Origin of the sequence: Streptomyces sp. NPDC001714 (genome assembly GCF_042892755.1) — a bacterium.
Lineage (GTDB): Bacteria > Actinomycetota > Actinomycetes > Streptomycetales > Streptomycetaceae > Streptomyces.
Window position 1 is genome coordinate 139,343 of the sequence record NZ_JBIAUL010000006.1, and the last position, 16,010, is coordinate 155,352.

Below are 16,010 nucleotides of genomic sequence, written 5' to 3' on the forward strand. Positions count from 1 at the left end.
ATGGGCTGGACGGTCCTCTACGTAGCGTTCGGCATCGTCGCGCTGTGGTTGCTGGGCGAGGTACTGCTGCAGTACAAGGCGCGGCTGCGCTGGCGGCTGCTCGCCTTCGTCGGCTTCCTCGGGGTCGTCTTCGGTGTCCTGATCCCGTCCGTGATCGTCATCGGTGTGGGCGCGATCGCCTTCGCGGTCGGCCAGACCTACGTCACGCTGTCGTTCCGCCGTGGCTTCGAGGCCGGCTGGGCGGTCAAGCGCCCCGGTGCGGACGGTGACGGCGCCGGCCTGACCAAGCGCCGCCGTGGCGAGCCGGACGAGGACCCGGGTCTGGAGGCCACCGACCCGGACGCGGCCGACGCCGCCTACGCCGAACAGCAGGGCGGCTACGCCGCGAACGGCGGCAATCCGTCCTACGGCGGTGACGAGTACGACCGCGACGACGTCTTCACCCCGGCGGCCCGCACCATGGAGCCCGGCGCGAACGAGTCCACCGCGGTGTACGAGCCGCAGCCGATGCCCGACGACACCGGCTCCTACGGCGTCTACCGCGACTCCGGCTACGCCGCCACCGGCGACCAGCAGGCGGCCTACGCGACCGCCGGCCAGGACCAGGCGTACGCCGCCCAGGGCACCGACCAGAACTACGCCTACGACTACTCCGGCTACGGCCAGCAGCAGTACGGCTACGACGCCAGCGGCGGCCAGCAGCAGTACGCCAACTACTCCGACCCGTACATCGGCAACCAGACCTACGGCGCCGGGTACGACCAGTCGTCGTACGGGACCCAGCAGTACGACCAGCAGGGGTACGCCCAGGGCCAGTACGGCACCGGCGGCTACGGTGAGACCCCGGCGGGCGGGGTCTGGGTCCCGCAGCAGCGCGCCGAGGAGACCTACGGCGGCGAACTCCCGCAGGAGCAGCAGTACCCCTACCAGGGCGACGGGCAGGGGCAGCAGCAGGGCCACCAGGGCAACGGGTACGACGAGCAGTACCGTTTCTGAAGCCTTCCGGCAGCGCCCGGCTCACTGCGAGCCGCGGAACTCCGGCCCCTCCACGATCAGTCCGGCCACCAGCGCCCCCGACATGCCCGCGTGCGGAAGCCCGCCGCCGGGGTGCGACCAGCCGCCCACGCGGTACAGCCCCGGCAGCCGGGTGGTGTTGGCCGGGTGCAGGAAGCGCCCCCCGCCCGCGGCCAGGGCGGGAGCGGAGATCCCCCCGAACCCCGTGCCGTCCGTGGCCTGTTCCGGCAGCCGCGTCTCGTGCCAGAGCAGGCGCTCCCGCAGCCCCGGCACGGCCGCCTCGGCGGCTTCGAGGAGGAAGTCCGTGCAGGCCCGGCCCGTGCTGTCCCGCTCCCAGCCGGCCTCGGCCGACAGCACCGCCGACAGCACCACGGACTCGTGCTCGTCGTCCGGTCTGAGCGCCGGGTCGGCGGGGCGCAGCACCGTCACGGTGGGGCGCACCGGCCGGTCGCCGCCCGGCGCGGTCAGCAGGTCCAGCTCGGCCTCGTCGTCCGGGGCGTGCACGACCGTGCGGTGCGCGGCACCGGCCTCCGGCCCGCCACGGAGCGCGAGCAGCACGGTGAGGGGGACCGCGGGAGGCGCCTTCAGGCCGGCCGCCACGTCGCCGTCGGCGTCGAGCCGGTACCCCGTGGGCCGGGTGAGGGTGTCGAGCCGCACCGGATCCACTCCGGCCACCACCTGGTCCGCGTCGACCACACCGCCGTCGGCGAGCTCCACCCCCGCTGCCCGGCCGTCCTTCGCCAGCACCGCCGTGACCTCGGCGCCGAACACGAACTCGACCCGCCGCCGCACACAGCGCTCGTACACCGCGCGCGCCAACTCCCGTATGCCACCGCGCACATACCAGGTGCCGAAGGCGTGCTCCAGGTACGGCAGCACGGCCGCGCTCGCCGGCGTGTCACGGGGGTTGAGGCCGTACGCGAGCGCGTGGCTGTTGAGGAGCGCGGCCAGCCGCTCGTCGCGCAGCTCCCAGGCGCCGATCTCGTAGAGGGTGCTTGCCCGTCGGGTGCGCAGCAGCCTCTTGTGCGGGACCGACGGGTACGGCTCGCGCTCGGCCAGCACCTGCCAGTTCGGCCACAGCGGCTCCTCCAGGAGCGGGCGCCGGGTGCGGTCCCAGGCCTCCCGGGCCCGCACCAGGAAGTCGCCCCAGCGCTGCCCGGCACCGGCCCCGAGGGCCTCGTCGAGGGCGGCGACGACGCCCGCGCGGGACGCGTTCGGCAGCGACACCTCCGTGCCGTCCGCGAAGACGTGCCGGGCCGACGGGTCCACCTGGACCAGCTCGACGCAGTCCTCCAGCGGCTCCTTGCCGGTCTTGACGAACAGGTCGCGGTACACGGCGGGCAGCGGCAGCAGTCCCGGTCCGGTGTCGAAGGCGAACCCGTCGCGCTCGAACCGGCGCACCTCGCCGCCGTACGTCTCCGTACGCTCGTACACCGTCACCCGGTGGCCCGCGACGGCCAGCCGGGCGGCCGCCGCCATGGCGCCCATCCCGGCGCCGATCACCGCAATCCGTCCCATGCCCGCGACTTTATCGACCGCCACCGACAGTCCGGTCCGGCGGGCCGTCAGCCGGGCGGCCGTCCCACCTGCGCCGCGAGCCGCCGTTCCTCCCGGCGCTGGGCCCGGCGGCGCCAGAAGCGCCGGATCCGGGAGACCAGGAACACCAGCACGATCAGGCCGCTCGCCAGCAGCACCGCGGCGATGATCGCCGCCGCCAGCGGATGGAACATCGCGAACGACACGATCCCGGCGACCCCGAGATCCTCGGCGAAGCTCAGCACGATGTTGCTGAACGGCTCAGGCGAGGTGTTGACCGCCATCCGGGTCCCGGCCTTCACGGTGTGACTGGCCAGCGCCGTCGAACCGCCGACCAGCCCGGCCGCCACGTCCGACAGCGAGCCGCTGTGCCCGGCGAGCAGCGCTCCGACCCAGGCGCCCGCCAGCGGCCGGATCACCGTGTGCACGGAGTCCCACACCGAGTCGACGTACGGGATCTTGTCGGCGACCGCCTCGCACAGGAACAGCACGCCCGCGACGATCAGCACCTCGGGGCGCTGCAGCGTCTCGGGGACGTCGTCGCTCAGGCCCGTCGCGCCGAAGAGGCCGAGCAGGAGAACCACCGCGTAGGCGTTGATTCCGCTGGCCCAGCCGCTGGTGAAGACCAAGGGGAGTACCGACACGGACGCGATCGTAACCAGTCGGCGGCCGCGCGTCCTGGGCCTCGGTGCGCAGACCTGAGTACGGGTACCTAGGGCGCGAGTTGAGTACCCGCGCGGATGGGCCGCGACCTGCGTGAACGAGACAGTGGAGACACGGAAAGGGACGCGAGGCCCGGCACCGCCGACACGGGGCGGCGGAACGGCGCCGGCGCCCTCGACCGCTCCTTCCGCCGATTCGCGTCGGCGGAAGCGAGACACGGGGGAGAGGGGACCCGGGGGAACAACGGGAAACCGGGGGAAAACGGGGGTGCACGGAAGGCGCCGGTCCGACGGCGGCCCGCGGGGGACGCGGCCGCCGCGGGACCGGCGCTTTCGCGCACCGGTTCAGCCCTTCCCGCTCACCCGCCCCTGCAGCAGCCGGGACAGGGCCGCGTGCACGTCGTCCAGGGAGCGCTCCGGCTGGAAGGACTTCCAGTCCAGCGCCGCCACCAGCACCATCCCGACCAGCGCGGCCGCCGTCAGCTGCACATCGATCTCGTCGCTGAACTCGCCGTTCTCCACGCCCTCGCGCAGGACGCCCTCGACGACCGCGACGGCCTGCTGCCGGACCACCATCAGCGTCGACTGCCAGGCCCGGTTGGTGCGCCACAGCTCCGCCACGTAGAGCTGGGTGAAGGCCGGGTAGCGGTCGATGAAGACGAGGCCCGCGCGGACCATCGCGTCCAGGGCGTCGACCCGGCTGCCGCCCTCCCGCGCGGTCTGCTCGGCGGCGTCTCGCAGGGACGCGGTGAGCAGGCCCACGCCGTGCCGCAGCAGCTCCTCGAAGAGGACCGACTTGCTCGCGAAGTTGTAGTAGACGGTGCCCTTCGCGACCCCGGCCCGTTCGGCGATCTCGTCCACCGTGGTGGCGGAGAAGCCCTGCTCGGCGATGAGCGTGACGGCGGCTTCGTAGAGCTTTTGCCGGGTGGCCTCACGGCGTGTGCTGCCGCCCGTGGTGCTGCTGCTTTCCATGGTTCCGATTCTCACAGGAACCGCGGCCCCCGCGGACACGGACGAGGAGGTCATCGACGCCTCACAGGCTCAGCTCGGGATGCAGGCGGTCCAGCGTCCACACCTGGCGGCGCCGGGCCGAAAGGGCGGTGAGCGCGAGCGCGCCGGCGGTGAAGGCCGCCAGGACGGCACAGGCCTGCCACACCGGTCCGAGGCCGCCGCCCGTGATCAGCCGCCGCAGCGCCGACACGACGTAGCTCATCGGCAGGAACGGGTGGACCGCGTTGAAGAAGCCCGGACTGGTCTGCACGGGATACGTGCCGCCCGCCGACGTCAGCTGGAGCATCAGCAGGGCGAGAACCAGGATCCGCCCCGCCGCCCCGAAGCGCGCGTTCAGCCACTGCACGATCGCCGCGAAACAGGCCGCCACCAGGAACAGGAACCCGACCGTCCCGGCCGCGCGGACCATCTGGAGCCCGATCGCCCAGTGCAGTACGGCCATCAGGGCGGCCGTCTGCAGCACCCCGACCGCGACCACCGGCAGCCAGCCCGCCAGCGCGATCCGCCAGGCCGCCGAGCCGGCCGCCAGGGCGCGCCGGTTGAGCGGCTGGATCAGCATGTAGGCCACCATGGCGCCGACCCACAGGGAGAGCGGGATGAAGTACGGGGCGAACCCGGTGCCGTAGTTGGGCGCCTTGTGCAGGTCGTGCGAGGCGAGCTGGACCGGGTCGGCCATGACGCCGGTGCGCTCGTCGCGGTCCTGCTTGTCGTAGTCGGGGATCTTCGCCGCGCCGTCGTGCAGGCCGCCCGCGAGCGTGTTGGACCCGTCGGCGAGCTTGTACATCCCGCCGTTGAGGTCGTAGGCGCCGGACTCGAGCCTGCCGAGGCCGCTGTCGAGGCCGGTGGCGCCGGTGGTGGCCGTGCCGAGTCCGGTGTGCAGCTTCGCGGCGCCCGCGGCGACCCGGGCCGCGCCGTCGTTCAGCTTGTCGATCTTCTTGACGGCGTCGGCGACGTCCTCGGAGAGGTGCGGGGCACGGTCGGCGAGGGCTCGTGCCTGGGTCTGGAGCGTGCCGAGGTTCGCGTCGAGGGTCTTCAGGTCGCCGTTCTGGTCGGCGATCAGCGTGTTCAGGTCGTCGGCGACGGCGGCCACGTCGTCGGCCGCGTCCCTGGCCTTCTTCAGGTCGGGGCAGACCGGGTCGGTCAGCAGGTCCGCCGAGCAGCGCGCCGCGTAGACCTCGTCCAGCGTGTCGGCGGCCGCGTGCGCGGTCTTCGCGGCCGCCGGAGCGGTCTTCACCAGGACGCCCAGGTTGTCGCGGACGGTCTGTGCCGAGTCGGCGACCAGCCGGGCGGTGTCACCGATGGTCTTCTCGTTCCTCGCCAGGTACGGGCCGACCGTCCCGTAGACCCCGTCGACCCGGTCGGCGAGGGCCTGGGTGCCGTCCGCGACCTGCCGCGAGCCGTCCTCCAGCGTCCCCGCGCCCGCGTCCAGCTTCCTGATCCCCTTGGCGAGCTTCCCGCTGCCGGTCTTGGCGTCCGCCAGGCCGTCCGCGAGGTCCTTCGACCCCTTCTCGGCCTTCCCGATGCCGCCGGCGAGGGTGTCGGCGCCCTCGGCGGCCTGCACCGTCTGCCCGTGGATGTCGGCGAACGAGATGAAGATCCGGTCCAGGAAGGACCGGGACGCCTTGGTGGACGCGGCCGAGCGCACCTCGTTGAAGACCGTGCGGGAGATCTGCCCGACGATGTAGTTGTTCGCGTCGTTCGTACGCACCTGGAGCGCGCCGGTCTCCGGGGAGTCGCCCGCGCTGGAGGCGATGCGCGCGCTGAAGTCGGCGGGCATGGTCAACGACAGGTAGTACGTGCCGTTCTCGACGCCCCGGCGGGCCTCGGCGGCGCTCACCTCGTGCCAGTCGAAGGCCTTGCTGTCCTTCAGCCCGGCCACGATGTCGTCGCCCGCGGTGACCCGCCTGCCGCTCGCGGTCGCCCCCTTGTCGTCGTTCACGAGCGCCACGGGGACGCGGTCGAGGCGGCCGTAGGGATCCCAGAACGACCACAGGTACAGCGCGCCGTACAGCAGCGGCAGCACCAGCAGGGCCACCAGGGCCGCCCGTGGCAGCCTGCCCCGTCCGAAGCGCCTGAGCTCAAGCGCGGCCAGTCGCGGCGAGCGCATCGCCGGCCTCCTCGTCTTCCGATGCCTGTGCTGTCTCTGCTGCCTGTGCTGCCTCCGCTGCGTCAGTGCTCCCGGTGCGCACGACGACGGCCCCCGCCATCGCCTGTCCGCACACCGCCACCACCGTCGTCCCGGTCCCGGCGATCGACGCCAACAGCTCCTGCACCTCGGCCCGTTCGGACTCCGACAGCTTCAGGTCCGCGTCGTCCACGGCCAGCAGCCGCGGCTTGCCGACCAGCGCCAGCGCCACGGACAGCCGCAGCGCCTCGATCCGCTCCAGGTCCCGTACGGCGGTCCGGGCGCCCTTGGGCAGCGACTCCAGGTCGAGCCCGGCGGCGGCCAGCGCGTCGTCGATCCGCTGCTGTGCCCGCGCCCCGCGCTCCGCGCGCGGCCGCAGCAGCGCGCGCAGGGAGTCACCGAACCGGCGCTGCAGCAGGGCCCGTTCGCGCAGGTGCTCGCCGACGGTCAGGGCGGGTTCGAGGTCGGTGACCCCGGCCACGTTGGCCACCGCGCTGATCCGCCGTACGGCCGCGAGCTGCTTGGGCAGCCGGGCGCCGCCGACGGTCGCGGTGCCCTCGGTGGCCTTCATCCGGCCGGTGAGCGCGAGCAGCAGACAGGTGCGGCCGGAGCCGGACGGCCCCTCCACCGCGATCAGTGCGCCGGGCCCGGCGTCCAGGGAGATCCCCCGGAACGCCCAGCCCCGCGGGCCCTCGAGCCCGAGGCGCTCGGCCGTGACAGGTACGCCGTGCACAGGTTCCCCCCTGCATTCTCGTTCGTAGCGGCACTGTTTTTGAACTGACTGGTCAGTGCAAAAACTACTCCGAACCTACGATCGAAGCAAAACCCCAGGTCAGGACGGATTGTCAGTGCCATACCTCACGATGGGCACATACGGCACCCCGTGTGAGGGCGCCGTCACTCAGACGACAGGAGGTTCGTCATGGCCAACTCGTCAGCGTCCGCCGCCCACCGGCGCCGCGCCACCGGCCCTGCCCCCTCACTGACCGGCCCGGCGAGCGATGTGCACCCCGTGCTCCGCCGGGCCACGGCCCCGCCCGCCGCCCTCGACCTGCTCACCCAGGCCCGCGCCGCCCTCGACGAGGCCGAGCTGCTCGACACCCCCAACGAGCGCTACGCGACCGCCCACCTGGCCGCCCTGCGCACCGCGGCCGCCGTGCTCGCCGCCCGCGCCCGCCCCGAGACCTCGCCCCGGCGCCGGGCCCGGATCCGCAGCGCCTGGGAGGTGCTCCCCGAGGTCGCACCCGAGCTCACCGAGTGGAGCGCCCTGTTCGCCTCCGGTGCCGCCCGCCGGGCCCGCGCCGAGGCCGGCATCCAGGGCGCGGCGGGCCGCCGGGACGCCGACGACCTGATACGTGACGTGGCGATGTTTCTCCGGATCGTCGAGCGGATGCTCGTCCTCCAGCCGGTGCTGCCGCAGCCGCGCCGGCAGGACGGGGAGCGGCCGGCTGGCGACCCGGGAAGGGAACTGCCCGACGCGGGATGACCAGGCAAGGCGGCGGGGGCAACGGGCGGCGGAGGCAATAGGGTGGAGAGCGCCTGAAGCCTTCCTTCCTCCCGCACTCCGGGCCGGGGAGGCACCGAGTTCGCGCCGCCGGGCAACAGGCGGTGCCGCGCCGAGGAGTCAACTGCCGTGCCGGACCCCACTCGACCCCGCGCTTCTCTCCGTACCGCCGTGGTCTGGGAGGTTCTTCAGGACGCTCTCGACCGCCGGGTCAAGGCCACCGGCCGGGACGCGCTGGACGTCCTGGACACCGGCGGCGGCAGCGGCAACTTCGCCGTCCCCCTGGCCCGCCTCGGCCATCGCGTCACCGTCGTTGACCCCAGCCCGAACGCGCTGTTCGCGCTGGAGCGCCGGGCCGCCGAGGCCGGCGTGGCCGACCGGGTCAAGGGCGTCCAGGGCGATGTCCTCGGCCTGTTCGACGTGGTCGAGCGCGGCAGCCACGACGTGGTGCTCTGCCACGGCGTCCTGGAGCACGTCGACGACCCGGCCGAGGGCGTGCGCAACACGGTGGCCGCGCTGCGTTCCGAGGGCGTCCTCAGTCTGCTCGCCGCCGGGCTCGGCGGGGCCGTGGTCGCCCGCGCCCTCGCCGGGCACTTCACGGAGGCCAAGCAGGCCCTGGAGGACCCCGACGGGCGCTGGGGCAGCGGCGATCCGATGCCGCGCCGCTTCACCGCCGAGCAGCTCACCGGCCTGGTCGAGGGCGCGGGCCTGGTCGTCGCCGCCGTGCACGGCGTGCGGGTCTTCGCCGACCTGGTCCCCGGCGTCCTGGTGGACACCGAGCCCGGCGCCCTGGACGCCCTGCTCAAGCTGGAGGCCGCCGCGGCCGAGCTCCCCGCCTTCCACGCCGTCGCCACCCAGCTGCACGTGCTCGGCGAGACACCGGGTGCCGCAGGGGTCTGAGAGTCTCCTGAGACGAGCCCCCTGATCAGGGGCTCGGCAGCGGATGGAGTACGCCACAGGCCCCCCGATCGAGGGGTTTGCGCCGTATGATCGAGGGAGACCAACCCGGCATGACGGGTCGGCTGCCGGGGAATGGAAGCCTCAGCGAGCCGGGACTGCCATGGCGGGTTCCGGTTGGCCAATTGGCCTAGAGGGGCGGGTTTCACGGGGGCGATTCCCTGCCTATCCTGAAGGGACCCCCCGGGTCGCCCCGGCGACTGCACGATGAGGAGGACGCCGTGCCGCTCTCGGAGCACGAGCAGCGAATGCTTGAGCAGATGGAGCGAGCGCTGTACGCCGAAGACCCCAAGTTCGCGACAGCGCTTGAGGGAAGCGGCCTGCGGACGTACACCCGGCGCCGGGTCTACCAGGCGGTGGCCGGCTTCCTCGTGGGTATCGCGCTCCTCATCGCCGGAATGGTCGTCCAGCAGGTCTGGGTCAGCGTGGTGGGCTTCCTCGTCATGCTGGGCTGCGCGGTCCTCGCCGTCACCGGCTGGCGCAAGGCCCCCAAGCCCGGCGAGCAGCCCCCGGCAGGCGCACAGGGCCGCCGGCAGGGCCGGCCGAAGCGGTCCATGATGGACCGCATCGAGGAGCGCTGGCAGCGCCGCCGCGACGAGCAGGGCCGCTGACGGCTTCGCCGGAGGGGCCGACAGGGCTGAACAGAGCGTGACTGAGGGGTGACCGTCACTGGATGGTCACCCCTCAGGCGTTGTTCAGCCGGCCGGAGCCAAGGACCGTGCTGCGGGCCGTGAGTCACTGCGGGTGCGTGGGGGCTGGTCGCGCAGTTCCTCCCCCAGCCTTCGGCCGGGGGTACCCCCAGCGCCCCTAAAGGGGCGCTTCGCCCCCGCCTCTTCCCAGCCGCGGGCAGGCGTGCCTCCCCCAGTGCCTCAAGGGCCTGGGAGGTGCCCCCAGGCGGCACGGGTGGGCGGTGGGGGTCCCCCCGCGCGAGCGAAGCCGAGCGTGGGGGAGGCACCCTGCAAGCGCCGGTGAGCGACTCCACCCCGCAACCAGCCCCCGTCAGCCCTCCTGCTCCGACGGCTTTCGCAGGGTCGGCCGGGCTGCCGCCAGCCGCTCCCGCAGCCGGGCCCGGCCCGCCGACGCCGCCCACAGCACGCGCACGCTCGACCGCGGAGCGAACAGGGCCCGCAGCCGCGCGGGGACACCGACCGTGCCGTTGAACGCGGCTCTCGCCCGGCGGACGTCGTCCGCGAGGCCCGCCGTCGGCCGCGGCCGTGGCGCGTACAGCACCTGTTCGACCGCGTCCGCCACCCGGTGCACCGAGGCCGCGGTGGCCGGATCGAGCCGGCCGAGCCGGACGATCCGGGCGGCCGCGTTGCGCGGGGTCTGCGACTCGTCCGGCAGGATGCCGAAGTCCCAGGCGGTGTCGGTCAGTTCCAGCCAGACCGCCAGCGTGTGCGCCGCCATACCCTGGGGCGTACGGTCGTGCGCGCCGAGCCGGCTCGCCCGCGCCTGTTGCCGGTACAGCATCGGCGACAGCGGCACCAGCAGTACGGCGAGACCGCCGAGCGCCCACAGGCCCAGCTGCCACCACGGCGGCCCGCCGTCGCCGCTCTGTACCGCGGCCGCCGCGGACGGGCTGGCGCAGGCGTCCTGCCTGCGCAGCTGCGGCGTGCAGCTGTCGCTCTGCGAGGCCGAGGCCGACGGCGCCGTCGAGGCGCCCTTGGAGGGCAGGGTCTCGTCCGGCAGGGAGGAGCCGGTCGTCTGCGACACCGTGTAGGACGGCGTCGTGCCCCGCGTCGGGGTGGGCTCGAAGCGGGTCCAGCCCACGCCCTCGAAGTAGAGCTCGGGCCAGGCGTGCGCGTCCTTCAGGCCCACCGACACCGTGCCGTCGGCCTGCGGGGTGCCCGGTGCGAAGCCCACCGCGACCCGGGCCGGGATGCCCAGCGTCCGGGCCATCGCGGCCATCGCGAAGGAGAAGTGCACGCAGAAACCGCGCTTCTGCTTCAGGAAGTTCGCGATCGCGCCCTCGCCCCGGCCGACCTCCACCTGGGTGTCGTACTGGAAGCCGCCCGTCACCGCGAAGTAGTCCTGGAGCTTGACCGCCTCCTCGTAGTGGTTCACCGAGCCCGCGGTGACCTCCTTCGCCGTCTGCGCCACCACCGACGGCAGCGAGGAGGGCACCTTGGTGTACTCCCTCTTCATGGCCGCCGACGGCTCCGGCGCCGCGGCCAGCTGCTCCGCCGTCGGCTGCACGTCCAGGCTGGTGACCTGGTAGGTCTCACCGCGCGTGTTCTGCCCGTGGTCGCCGACGAGGGTCATCCCGACGGGCTCGTAGCGCCAGGTGCCGGCCACCTTCACCCCGCTCGGCGGGTACGGCATCGGCAGCCAGTCCTGGGCGTACCAGTCGGCGGCCGCGATCGTCGACTTCACCGTCGTCCGCCTGACGTCGGCGCCCAGACCGGCCGGGGTCGGGAACTTGCCCGGCACACCGGTGATGTGCCGCTGGGCCGGCTTCCAGGTGGTGCCGTCGAAGTCGTCCAGGGAGACGATCCGCAGGTACAGGTCGGAGGCGTCGTCGCTGTCGGTCCGCACGGACAGCACCTGGCGGTCCTCGTCCACGTTAAGGCTGTCGCGCAGCGAGACCAGCGGGTTGACCGCGGAGATCGTGCCGCCGCTCCCGTCGCCCACGCCGACACCGGTCCCGGCGCCGTCCAGCAGGCCGCCCTGGATCGAGGGCATCGCGAACGGCACGAACAGGGCGACGCCCAGCACGGCGAAACCGATCCGGCGCCCGGTACGCACCGGGGCCACCGCACCGCTCTCCCGGCCACCCGGGGTGCGCGCGGCCCCGCCGAACACCCGGCCCCACTGCGAGAGCCGGTCCCGGCCCTCGGCGAGCAGCAGCATCAGATAGCCGGCCGCCGCCACCAGGAACCACAGCCAGTCGGTCGGCCCGTCGGACAGCCCCGCCGCCACCGAGTACAGCGCGAGCAGCGGCAGCCCGGCCGGGGCCGCGCTGCGGAAGGTCACCGCGAGGGTGTCCACGACCAGCCCGACGACCAGCACCCCGCCCACGACCATCAGCCGGATGCCGGGCGTCAGCGGCGCGGGTATCGCGTACCGGCTGACGTCGTCCGAGCCCTGTTGCAACAGGTCGCCCAGGTACCGGAAGGTGTCCGGGCCGGGGATCAGCCCGGCGATCGCGTGGCTCCGGGCGAAGACCAAGGTCAGCATCAGCAGCGTGGCCAGGGCCTGCGCGGCCACGGTCAGCGACCGGGCGAGCGGCACCCGCCGGGCGGCGGCGCCCACGCCCGTCTGGACCGCCACCAGGAACGCCGCCTGGAACAGCCAGGTCACCGGGGAGACCAGCGGCAGCAGGGCGCAGGACGCCATCAGCGTCGCCGCCGCCGCGGTGAGGGCGAGCCGGGCGCGTCCGCTCATCGCCAGGCCTCCCCGCTCAGCGCGGCCAGTCCGGTGCGCTCCCGGTCGGCCTGACGCCACAGCTCGGCCACTCCGGCGCCGCGTGGCACGCTGACGGCCGTCCAGCCCGCCTCGCGCAGCATCCGCAGCCGCTCCTCGTGCGCGTTGCCGGGGGCGGGCACGTCGGTCGGCTCCCTGACCCAGGTGTCCGGGTCCAGCACGAAGGCGACGGCGCCGCCGCTGCGCTGGCGCATCTTCGCGGCCACCGTCGCCTGTTCCTCGTCGAGGTCGCCCAGGAAGGCCACCAGCAGCCCCTCGTTCCCGCCGCGCAGCACGTCGTAGGCCCGGGACAGGCCGGTGCCGTCCGAGTGGTCGATCACCGCCAGGGTGTCCATCATCAGCCCGGCCGCCTCCGCCGACTCCTGGCCGGTGCCCGCGAAACCGTCGGCGCCCTCGCCGGGCACCGAGTTGCCGGTGTCCGTCAACAGCCGGACCGAGAAGCCGCGTTCGAGCATGTGGACCAGGACCGAGGCGGCACCGGACACCGCCCATTCGAAGGCGGAGTCGGGGCCCGCTCCCTCGTAGGCGCCGCCCCGGGTGTCGAGGAGCACCGTGCAGCGGGCGCGCTGCGGCTGCTCCTCGCGGCGCACCATCAGCTCGCCGTAGCGGGCGGTGGAGCGCCAGTGCACCCGGCGCAGGTCGTCGCCGTACCGGTAGCCGCGCGGGATCACGTCGTCCTCGCCGGCCAGGGCCAGCGAACGCTGCCGCCCGTCGCCGTACCCCTTCGCCTCGCCGCTGAGCCGGATCGGGGGCAGCGGCTCGACCTTCGGGATGACGGTCAGGGTGTCGAACGTGGAGAAGGAGCGGGTCAGTTCGCACATGCCGAACGGGTCGGTCAGGCGCAGCTGGAGCGGGCCCAGCGGATAGCGGCCGCGCAGGTCCGAGCGGACCCGGTAGGACACCTCTCGGCGGCCGCCCGGCTCCACCCGGTCCAGGACGAAGCGGGGGCGTGGGCCGAGGACGTAGGGCACCCGGTCCTGGAGCATCAGCAGGCCGGTGGGCAGCCGCGAGACATTGTCCATCCGCAGGTGCACCCGGGCCTCGCTGCCGGCCGGCACCCGCGCGGGGGAGAGCCGGCGGCTGCCGGCCACCCGGTAGCGGGTGCGGTAGAGCACGGCCGCGCAGATCAGCGGCAGCACGGCGAGCAGCAGCCCGACCCGGCGCAGATCGGCCTGGCCGAGTATGTACGCGCAGATCACCGCCGCGATGCCGGCCGCGAGGAAGGAACGGCCGCGGGTGGTCAGCCCGGCCAGGGCCGTGCGGATCCCGCCCGTCTCCTCGCGGTCGGCCTCCGCCGGGGCACCCATCACAGACTCCGCGGGGGCTGCTGGGGATATGCCGGCACACCCCGGCCCAGACCGCCGAAGCCGGTCTGCTGCTGGGGGGCCGCGGGCACCGGGGTGGACTGCAGGATCTCCTGGACGACCTGCTCCGCGGTGCGCCGGTTGAGCTGGGCCTGGGCGGTGGGCAGCAGCCGGTGCGCCAGGACCGCCACGGCGAGCGCCTGCACGTCGTCCGGCAGCGCGTACTCCCGGCCGCTCAGGGCCGCGGACGCCTTCGCCGCGCGCAGCAGATGCAGCGTCGCGCGCGGTGAGGCGCCGAGTCTGAGGTCGGGGTGGGTGCGGGTGGCGGCGACCAGGTCCACCGCGTACCGCCGGACCGGCTCGGCGACATGGACCCCGCGCACGGCCTCGATCAGCTTCACGACGTCGTGGGCGTGCGCCACCGGCTGGAGGTCCTCCAGGGGGCTCACCCCGCCGTGGATGTCGAGCATCTGCAACTCGGCCTCGACGCTGGGGTAGCCGACCGACACCCGGGCCATGAAGCGGTCGCGCTGGGCCTCGGGCAGCGGGTAGGTGCCCTCCATCTCGACCGGGTTCTGGGTCGCCACCACCATGAACGGGCTGGGCAGTTCGTAGGTCTGCCCGTCGATGGTGACCTGCCGCTCCTCCATCGACTCCAGCAGGGCGGACTGGGTCTTCGGCGAGGCGCGGTTGATCTCGTCGCCGATCACGATCTGGGCGAAGATGGCGCCCGGTTTGAACTCGAAGTCCCGGCGCTGCTGGTCCCAGATGGACACGCCGGTGATGTCCGACGGCAGCAGGTCGGGCGTGAACTGGATGCGCCGCACCGTGCAGTCGATGGACCGTGCCAGCGCCTTCGCCAGCATCGTCTTGCCCACGCCCGGGACGTCCTCGATCAGAAGATGTCCCTCGGCGAGCAGCACGGTCAGCGAAAGCCGTACGACCTCGGGCTTGCCCTCGATCACACCCTCCACCGAACTGCGGACCCGCTCCACAGTGGCGGTCAGATCAGTGAGGCTCGCTCGATCGTCATAGGTCGTCACCCGGCCCTCCTCGGCCCGTCATTGCCCGGCCGGCGCGTCATCTCGCACAACCGGCCCACCCCGAATCACGGACACCACGCGTGAATGGTTCCGCGCGACGTCTCACACCGCATTCTTGCTGCCGTTACCGATTCGTGTCACTCGCCTGTGGACAACTGCCCGCAGTATGTCGGTCTTACGGCCTTTCGCCCCCCTATTCGACAGCGGGACGACAGCCTACGACGGGTGTGTTCCGGGGCGTGCGGTCTGCTCGACGGGCCGAGGCGTCGCACCGGCGCGGGGCACGGCGGTCCGTCGAGCCCGCCCCGGCGGCTGGGGCGGTGTGTGGTGCGGTGGTTCGCCGGATCCGCGGCGAGGAGCTCGGGCCGTCCCGGGGTGCCGCGCTCCGCCGGACGTACGGCGAGGCGGGCCGGTGCGGCCCGGGCGTGTGGAGTGAAGCGGACCGCCGGCCCCGGCGGGGCGGCGGCCCGAGGTGCCCGTGACGCGCCTGGACCGGGCCGAGGCGGTCGGTCCGGCCGGGGGCGGTGGGCGCTCGGCCGGGTGGGGCCGTCAGTGCGGGCGTCCGACGGGTGCGGTCAGGCCGGGTCGATCTCGCGGAGGAGGCCGGTGCGGACGTCGAAGACGAAGCCGCGTACGTCGTCGGTGTGCTGCAGGAACGGCGAGGTGCGCACCCGCTGCATGGACTGCCGGACGTCCTGGTCGACGTCCCGGAAGGACTCCACCGCCCAGGCCGGGCGCTGGCCGACCTCCATCTCCAGCTCGGTGCGGAAGTCCTCGGTGAGGGCCTCCAGGCCGCAGCCGGTGTGGTGGATCAGCACGATGCTGCGGGTGCCGAGCTTGCGCTGGCTGATGGTCAGGGAGCGGATCACGTCGTCGGTGACCACGCCGCCGGCGTTGCGGATGGTGTGGCAGTCGCCGAGCTGCAGGCCGAGCGCCTTGTGCAGGTCGAGGCGGGCGTCCATGCAGGCCACCACGGCCACGTGCAGCACGGGCCGGGCGTCCATGCCGGGGTCGGTGAAGGCGGACGCGTAGGTGCGGTTGGCGTCGACCAGGCGATCCGTCACGGTGCCGTCCGTGGTTATGGCGCCTTCGGATCCAGTGGGAACTGCTGCGGAAGTCGTCATAGTCACGACGTTACTGGTCACGGGTGGTCACGGCCTCCTGTGAGAGCGGACAAAGAACGTCATCGTGGCTTGTTGTGAGCTAACCCACACGGAGGGCAAACCAGGGCCGCACGGGTGATTCCCGGTGAATCCCGCCCCGGCCGGGACGCGGTACGCGCCGCGCAGGCCGGTTGATTGACCGCGCGACACGGTGGACTAAAGTGACGCGAAGCGGGAGACGAGGCTCTCCCCGCTGGTGAAATCCCCTGGAGACCCCGGCACGGCGCCCGGGCCGTCTCCCCACGTGCGCGGCGTGCGTACCGAGCGG

At 73.4% G+C, this 16,010-nt stretch carries 13 protein-coding genes; 4 read left to right on the forward strand and 9 right to left on the reverse strand.

Annotation, left to right across the window (positions count from 1 at the left end; genetic code table 11):
* A complete protein-coding gene (locus ACFY0P_RS17475; RefSeq protein WP_388913147.1) occupies positions 1 to 996 on the forward strand; it encodes a hypothetical protein in 996 nt (331 codons plus the stop codon).
* Between the two features lie 21 nt (positions 997 to 1,017).
* On the opposite strand, the gene ACFY0P_RS17480 is transcribed toward ACFY0P_RS17475, so the two are convergent.
* The 5 genes from ACFY0P_RS17480 to ACFY0P_RS17500 form a co-directional block, all read right to left on the reverse strand.
* Entirely contained in the window at positions 1,018 to 2,532 is a 1,515-nt protein-coding gene (locus ACFY0P_RS17480; RefSeq protein WP_388913150.1) for a phytoene desaturase family protein, read from the reverse strand.
* 47 nt (positions 2,533 to 2,579) lie between these two features.
* The gene (locus ACFY0P_RS17485) at positions 2,580 to 3,194 is read right to left on the reverse strand and encodes a DUF4126 domain-containing protein (RefSeq protein WP_388913153.1); all 615 of its coding nucleotides are present in this window, start codon (positions 3,192 to 3,194) and stop codon (positions 2,580 to 2,582) included.
* A 363-nt stretch (positions 3,195 to 3,557) separates the two neighbouring features.
* Entirely contained in the window at positions 3,558 to 4,184 is a 627-nt protein-coding gene (locus ACFY0P_RS17490) for a TetR/AcrR family transcriptional regulator (RefSeq protein ID WP_383720216.1), read from the reverse strand.
* Positions 4,185 to 4,245: 61 nt separating this feature from the next.
* Positions 4,246 to 6,330: a YhgE/Pip family protein gene (locus ACFY0P_RS17495; protein ID WP_388913156.1), complete on the reverse strand. Its 2,085-nt coding sequence runs from the start codon at positions 6,328 to 6,330 to the stop codon at positions 4,246 to 4,248.
* On the reverse strand, positions 6,302 to 7,081 hold the full coding sequence (locus tag ACFY0P_RS17500) for an ATP-binding cassette domain-containing protein (RefSeq protein WP_388913159.1): 780 nt from the start codon (positions 7,079 to 7,081) through the stop codon (positions 6,302 to 6,304). Before ACFY0P_RS17500 ends, ACFY0P_RS17495 begins: the two co-directional genes overlap by 29 nt.
* Positions 7,082 to 7,270: 189 nt before the next feature.
* On the opposite strand from ACFY0P_RS17500, the gene ACFY0P_RS17505 reads away from it, so the two are divergent.
* The 3 genes from ACFY0P_RS17505 (at position 7,271) to ACFY0P_RS17515 (ending at position 9,420) form a co-directional block, all read left to right on the forward strand.
* Positions 7,271 to 7,834 carry an SAV_6107 family HEPN domain-containing protein gene (locus tag ACFY0P_RS17505; protein ID WP_351496995.1) on the forward strand — a complete coding sequence of 188 codons (564 nt, stop codon included), beginning with the start codon at positions 7,271 to 7,273 and terminating at the stop codon, positions 7,832 to 7,834.
* A gap of 147 nt (positions 7,835 to 7,981) precedes the next feature.
* A complete protein-coding gene (locus tag ACFY0P_RS17510) occupies positions 7,982 to 8,752 on the forward strand; it encodes a methyltransferase (protein ID WP_388913163.1) in 771 nt (256 codons plus the stop codon).
* Between the two features lie 278 nt (positions 8,753 to 9,030).
* Positions 9,031 to 9,420 (forward strand): DUF3040 domain-containing protein, encoded by a 390-nt coding sequence (locus ACFY0P_RS17515; protein ID WP_388913166.1) that lies wholly within the window; start codon positions 9,031 to 9,033, stop codon positions 9,418 to 9,420.
* A gap of 388 nt (positions 9,421 to 9,808) precedes the next feature.
* On the opposite strand, the gene ACFY0P_RS17520 is transcribed toward ACFY0P_RS17515, so the two are convergent.
* From ACFY0P_RS17520 to ACFY0P_RS17535, 4 genes are all read right to left on the reverse strand, one after another.
* Entirely contained in the window at positions 9,809 to 12,193 is a 2,385-nt protein-coding gene (locus ACFY0P_RS17520) for a DUF3488 and DUF4129 domain-containing transglutaminase family protein (RefSeq protein WP_388913168.1), read from the reverse strand.
* On the reverse strand, positions 12,190 to 13,539 hold the full coding sequence (locus ACFY0P_RS17525) for a DUF58 domain-containing protein (protein ID WP_388913171.1): 1,350 nt from the start codon (positions 13,537 to 13,539) through the stop codon (positions 12,190 to 12,192). Before ACFY0P_RS17525 ends, ACFY0P_RS17520 begins: the two co-directional genes overlap by 4 nt.
* On the reverse strand, positions 13,539 to 14,579 hold the full coding sequence (locus ACFY0P_RS17530; protein ID WP_388913174.1) for an AAA family ATPase: 1,041 nt from the start codon (positions 14,577 to 14,579) through the stop codon (positions 13,539 to 13,541). Before ACFY0P_RS17530 ends, ACFY0P_RS17525 begins: the two co-directional genes overlap by 1 nt.
* A gap of 575 nt (positions 14,580 to 15,154) precedes the next feature.
* Positions 15,155 to 15,703: a carbonic anhydrase gene (locus ACFY0P_RS17535; protein WP_093504075.1), complete on the reverse strand. Its 549-nt coding sequence runs from the start codon at positions 15,701 to 15,703 to the stop codon at positions 15,155 to 15,157.
* Positions 15,704 to 16,010 lie beyond the last annotated feature (307 nt).

Excerpts from the sequence above, each read along its gene's own strand:
- ACFY0P_RS17475 (WP_388913147.1), top strand. The coding sequence starts at position 1 with ATGGGCTGGACGGTCCTCTACGTAGCGTTCGGCATCGTCGCGCTGTGG.
- ACFY0P_RS17480 (WP_388913150.1), bottom strand. The coding sequence starts at position 2,532 with ATGGGACGGATTGCGGTGATCGGCGCCGGGATGGGCGCCATGGCGGCG.
- ACFY0P_RS17490 (WP_383720216.1), bottom strand. The coding sequence starts at position 4,184 with ATGGAAAGCAGCAGCACCACGGGCGGCAGCACACGCCGTGAGGCCACC.
- ACFY0P_RS17495 (WP_388913156.1), bottom strand. The coding sequence starts at position 6,330 with ATGCGCTCGCCGCGACTGGCCGCGCTTGAGCTCAGGCGCTTCGGACGG.
- ACFY0P_RS17505 (WP_351496995.1), top strand. The coding sequence starts at position 7,271 with ATGGCCAACTCGTCAGCGTCCGCCGCCCACCGGCGCCGCGCCACCGGC.
- ACFY0P_RS17520 (WP_388913168.1), bottom strand. The coding sequence starts at position 12,193 with ATGAGCGGACGCGCCCGGCTCGCCCTCACCGCGGCGGCGGCGACGCTG.
- ACFY0P_RS17525 (WP_388913171.1), bottom strand. The coding sequence starts at position 13,539 with ATGGGTGCCCCGGCGGAGGCCGACCGCGAGGAGACGGGCGGGATCCGC.
- ACFY0P_RS17535 (WP_093504075.1), bottom strand. The coding sequence starts at position 15,703 with ATGACGACTTCCGCAGCAGTTCCCACTGGATCCGAAGGCGCCATAACC.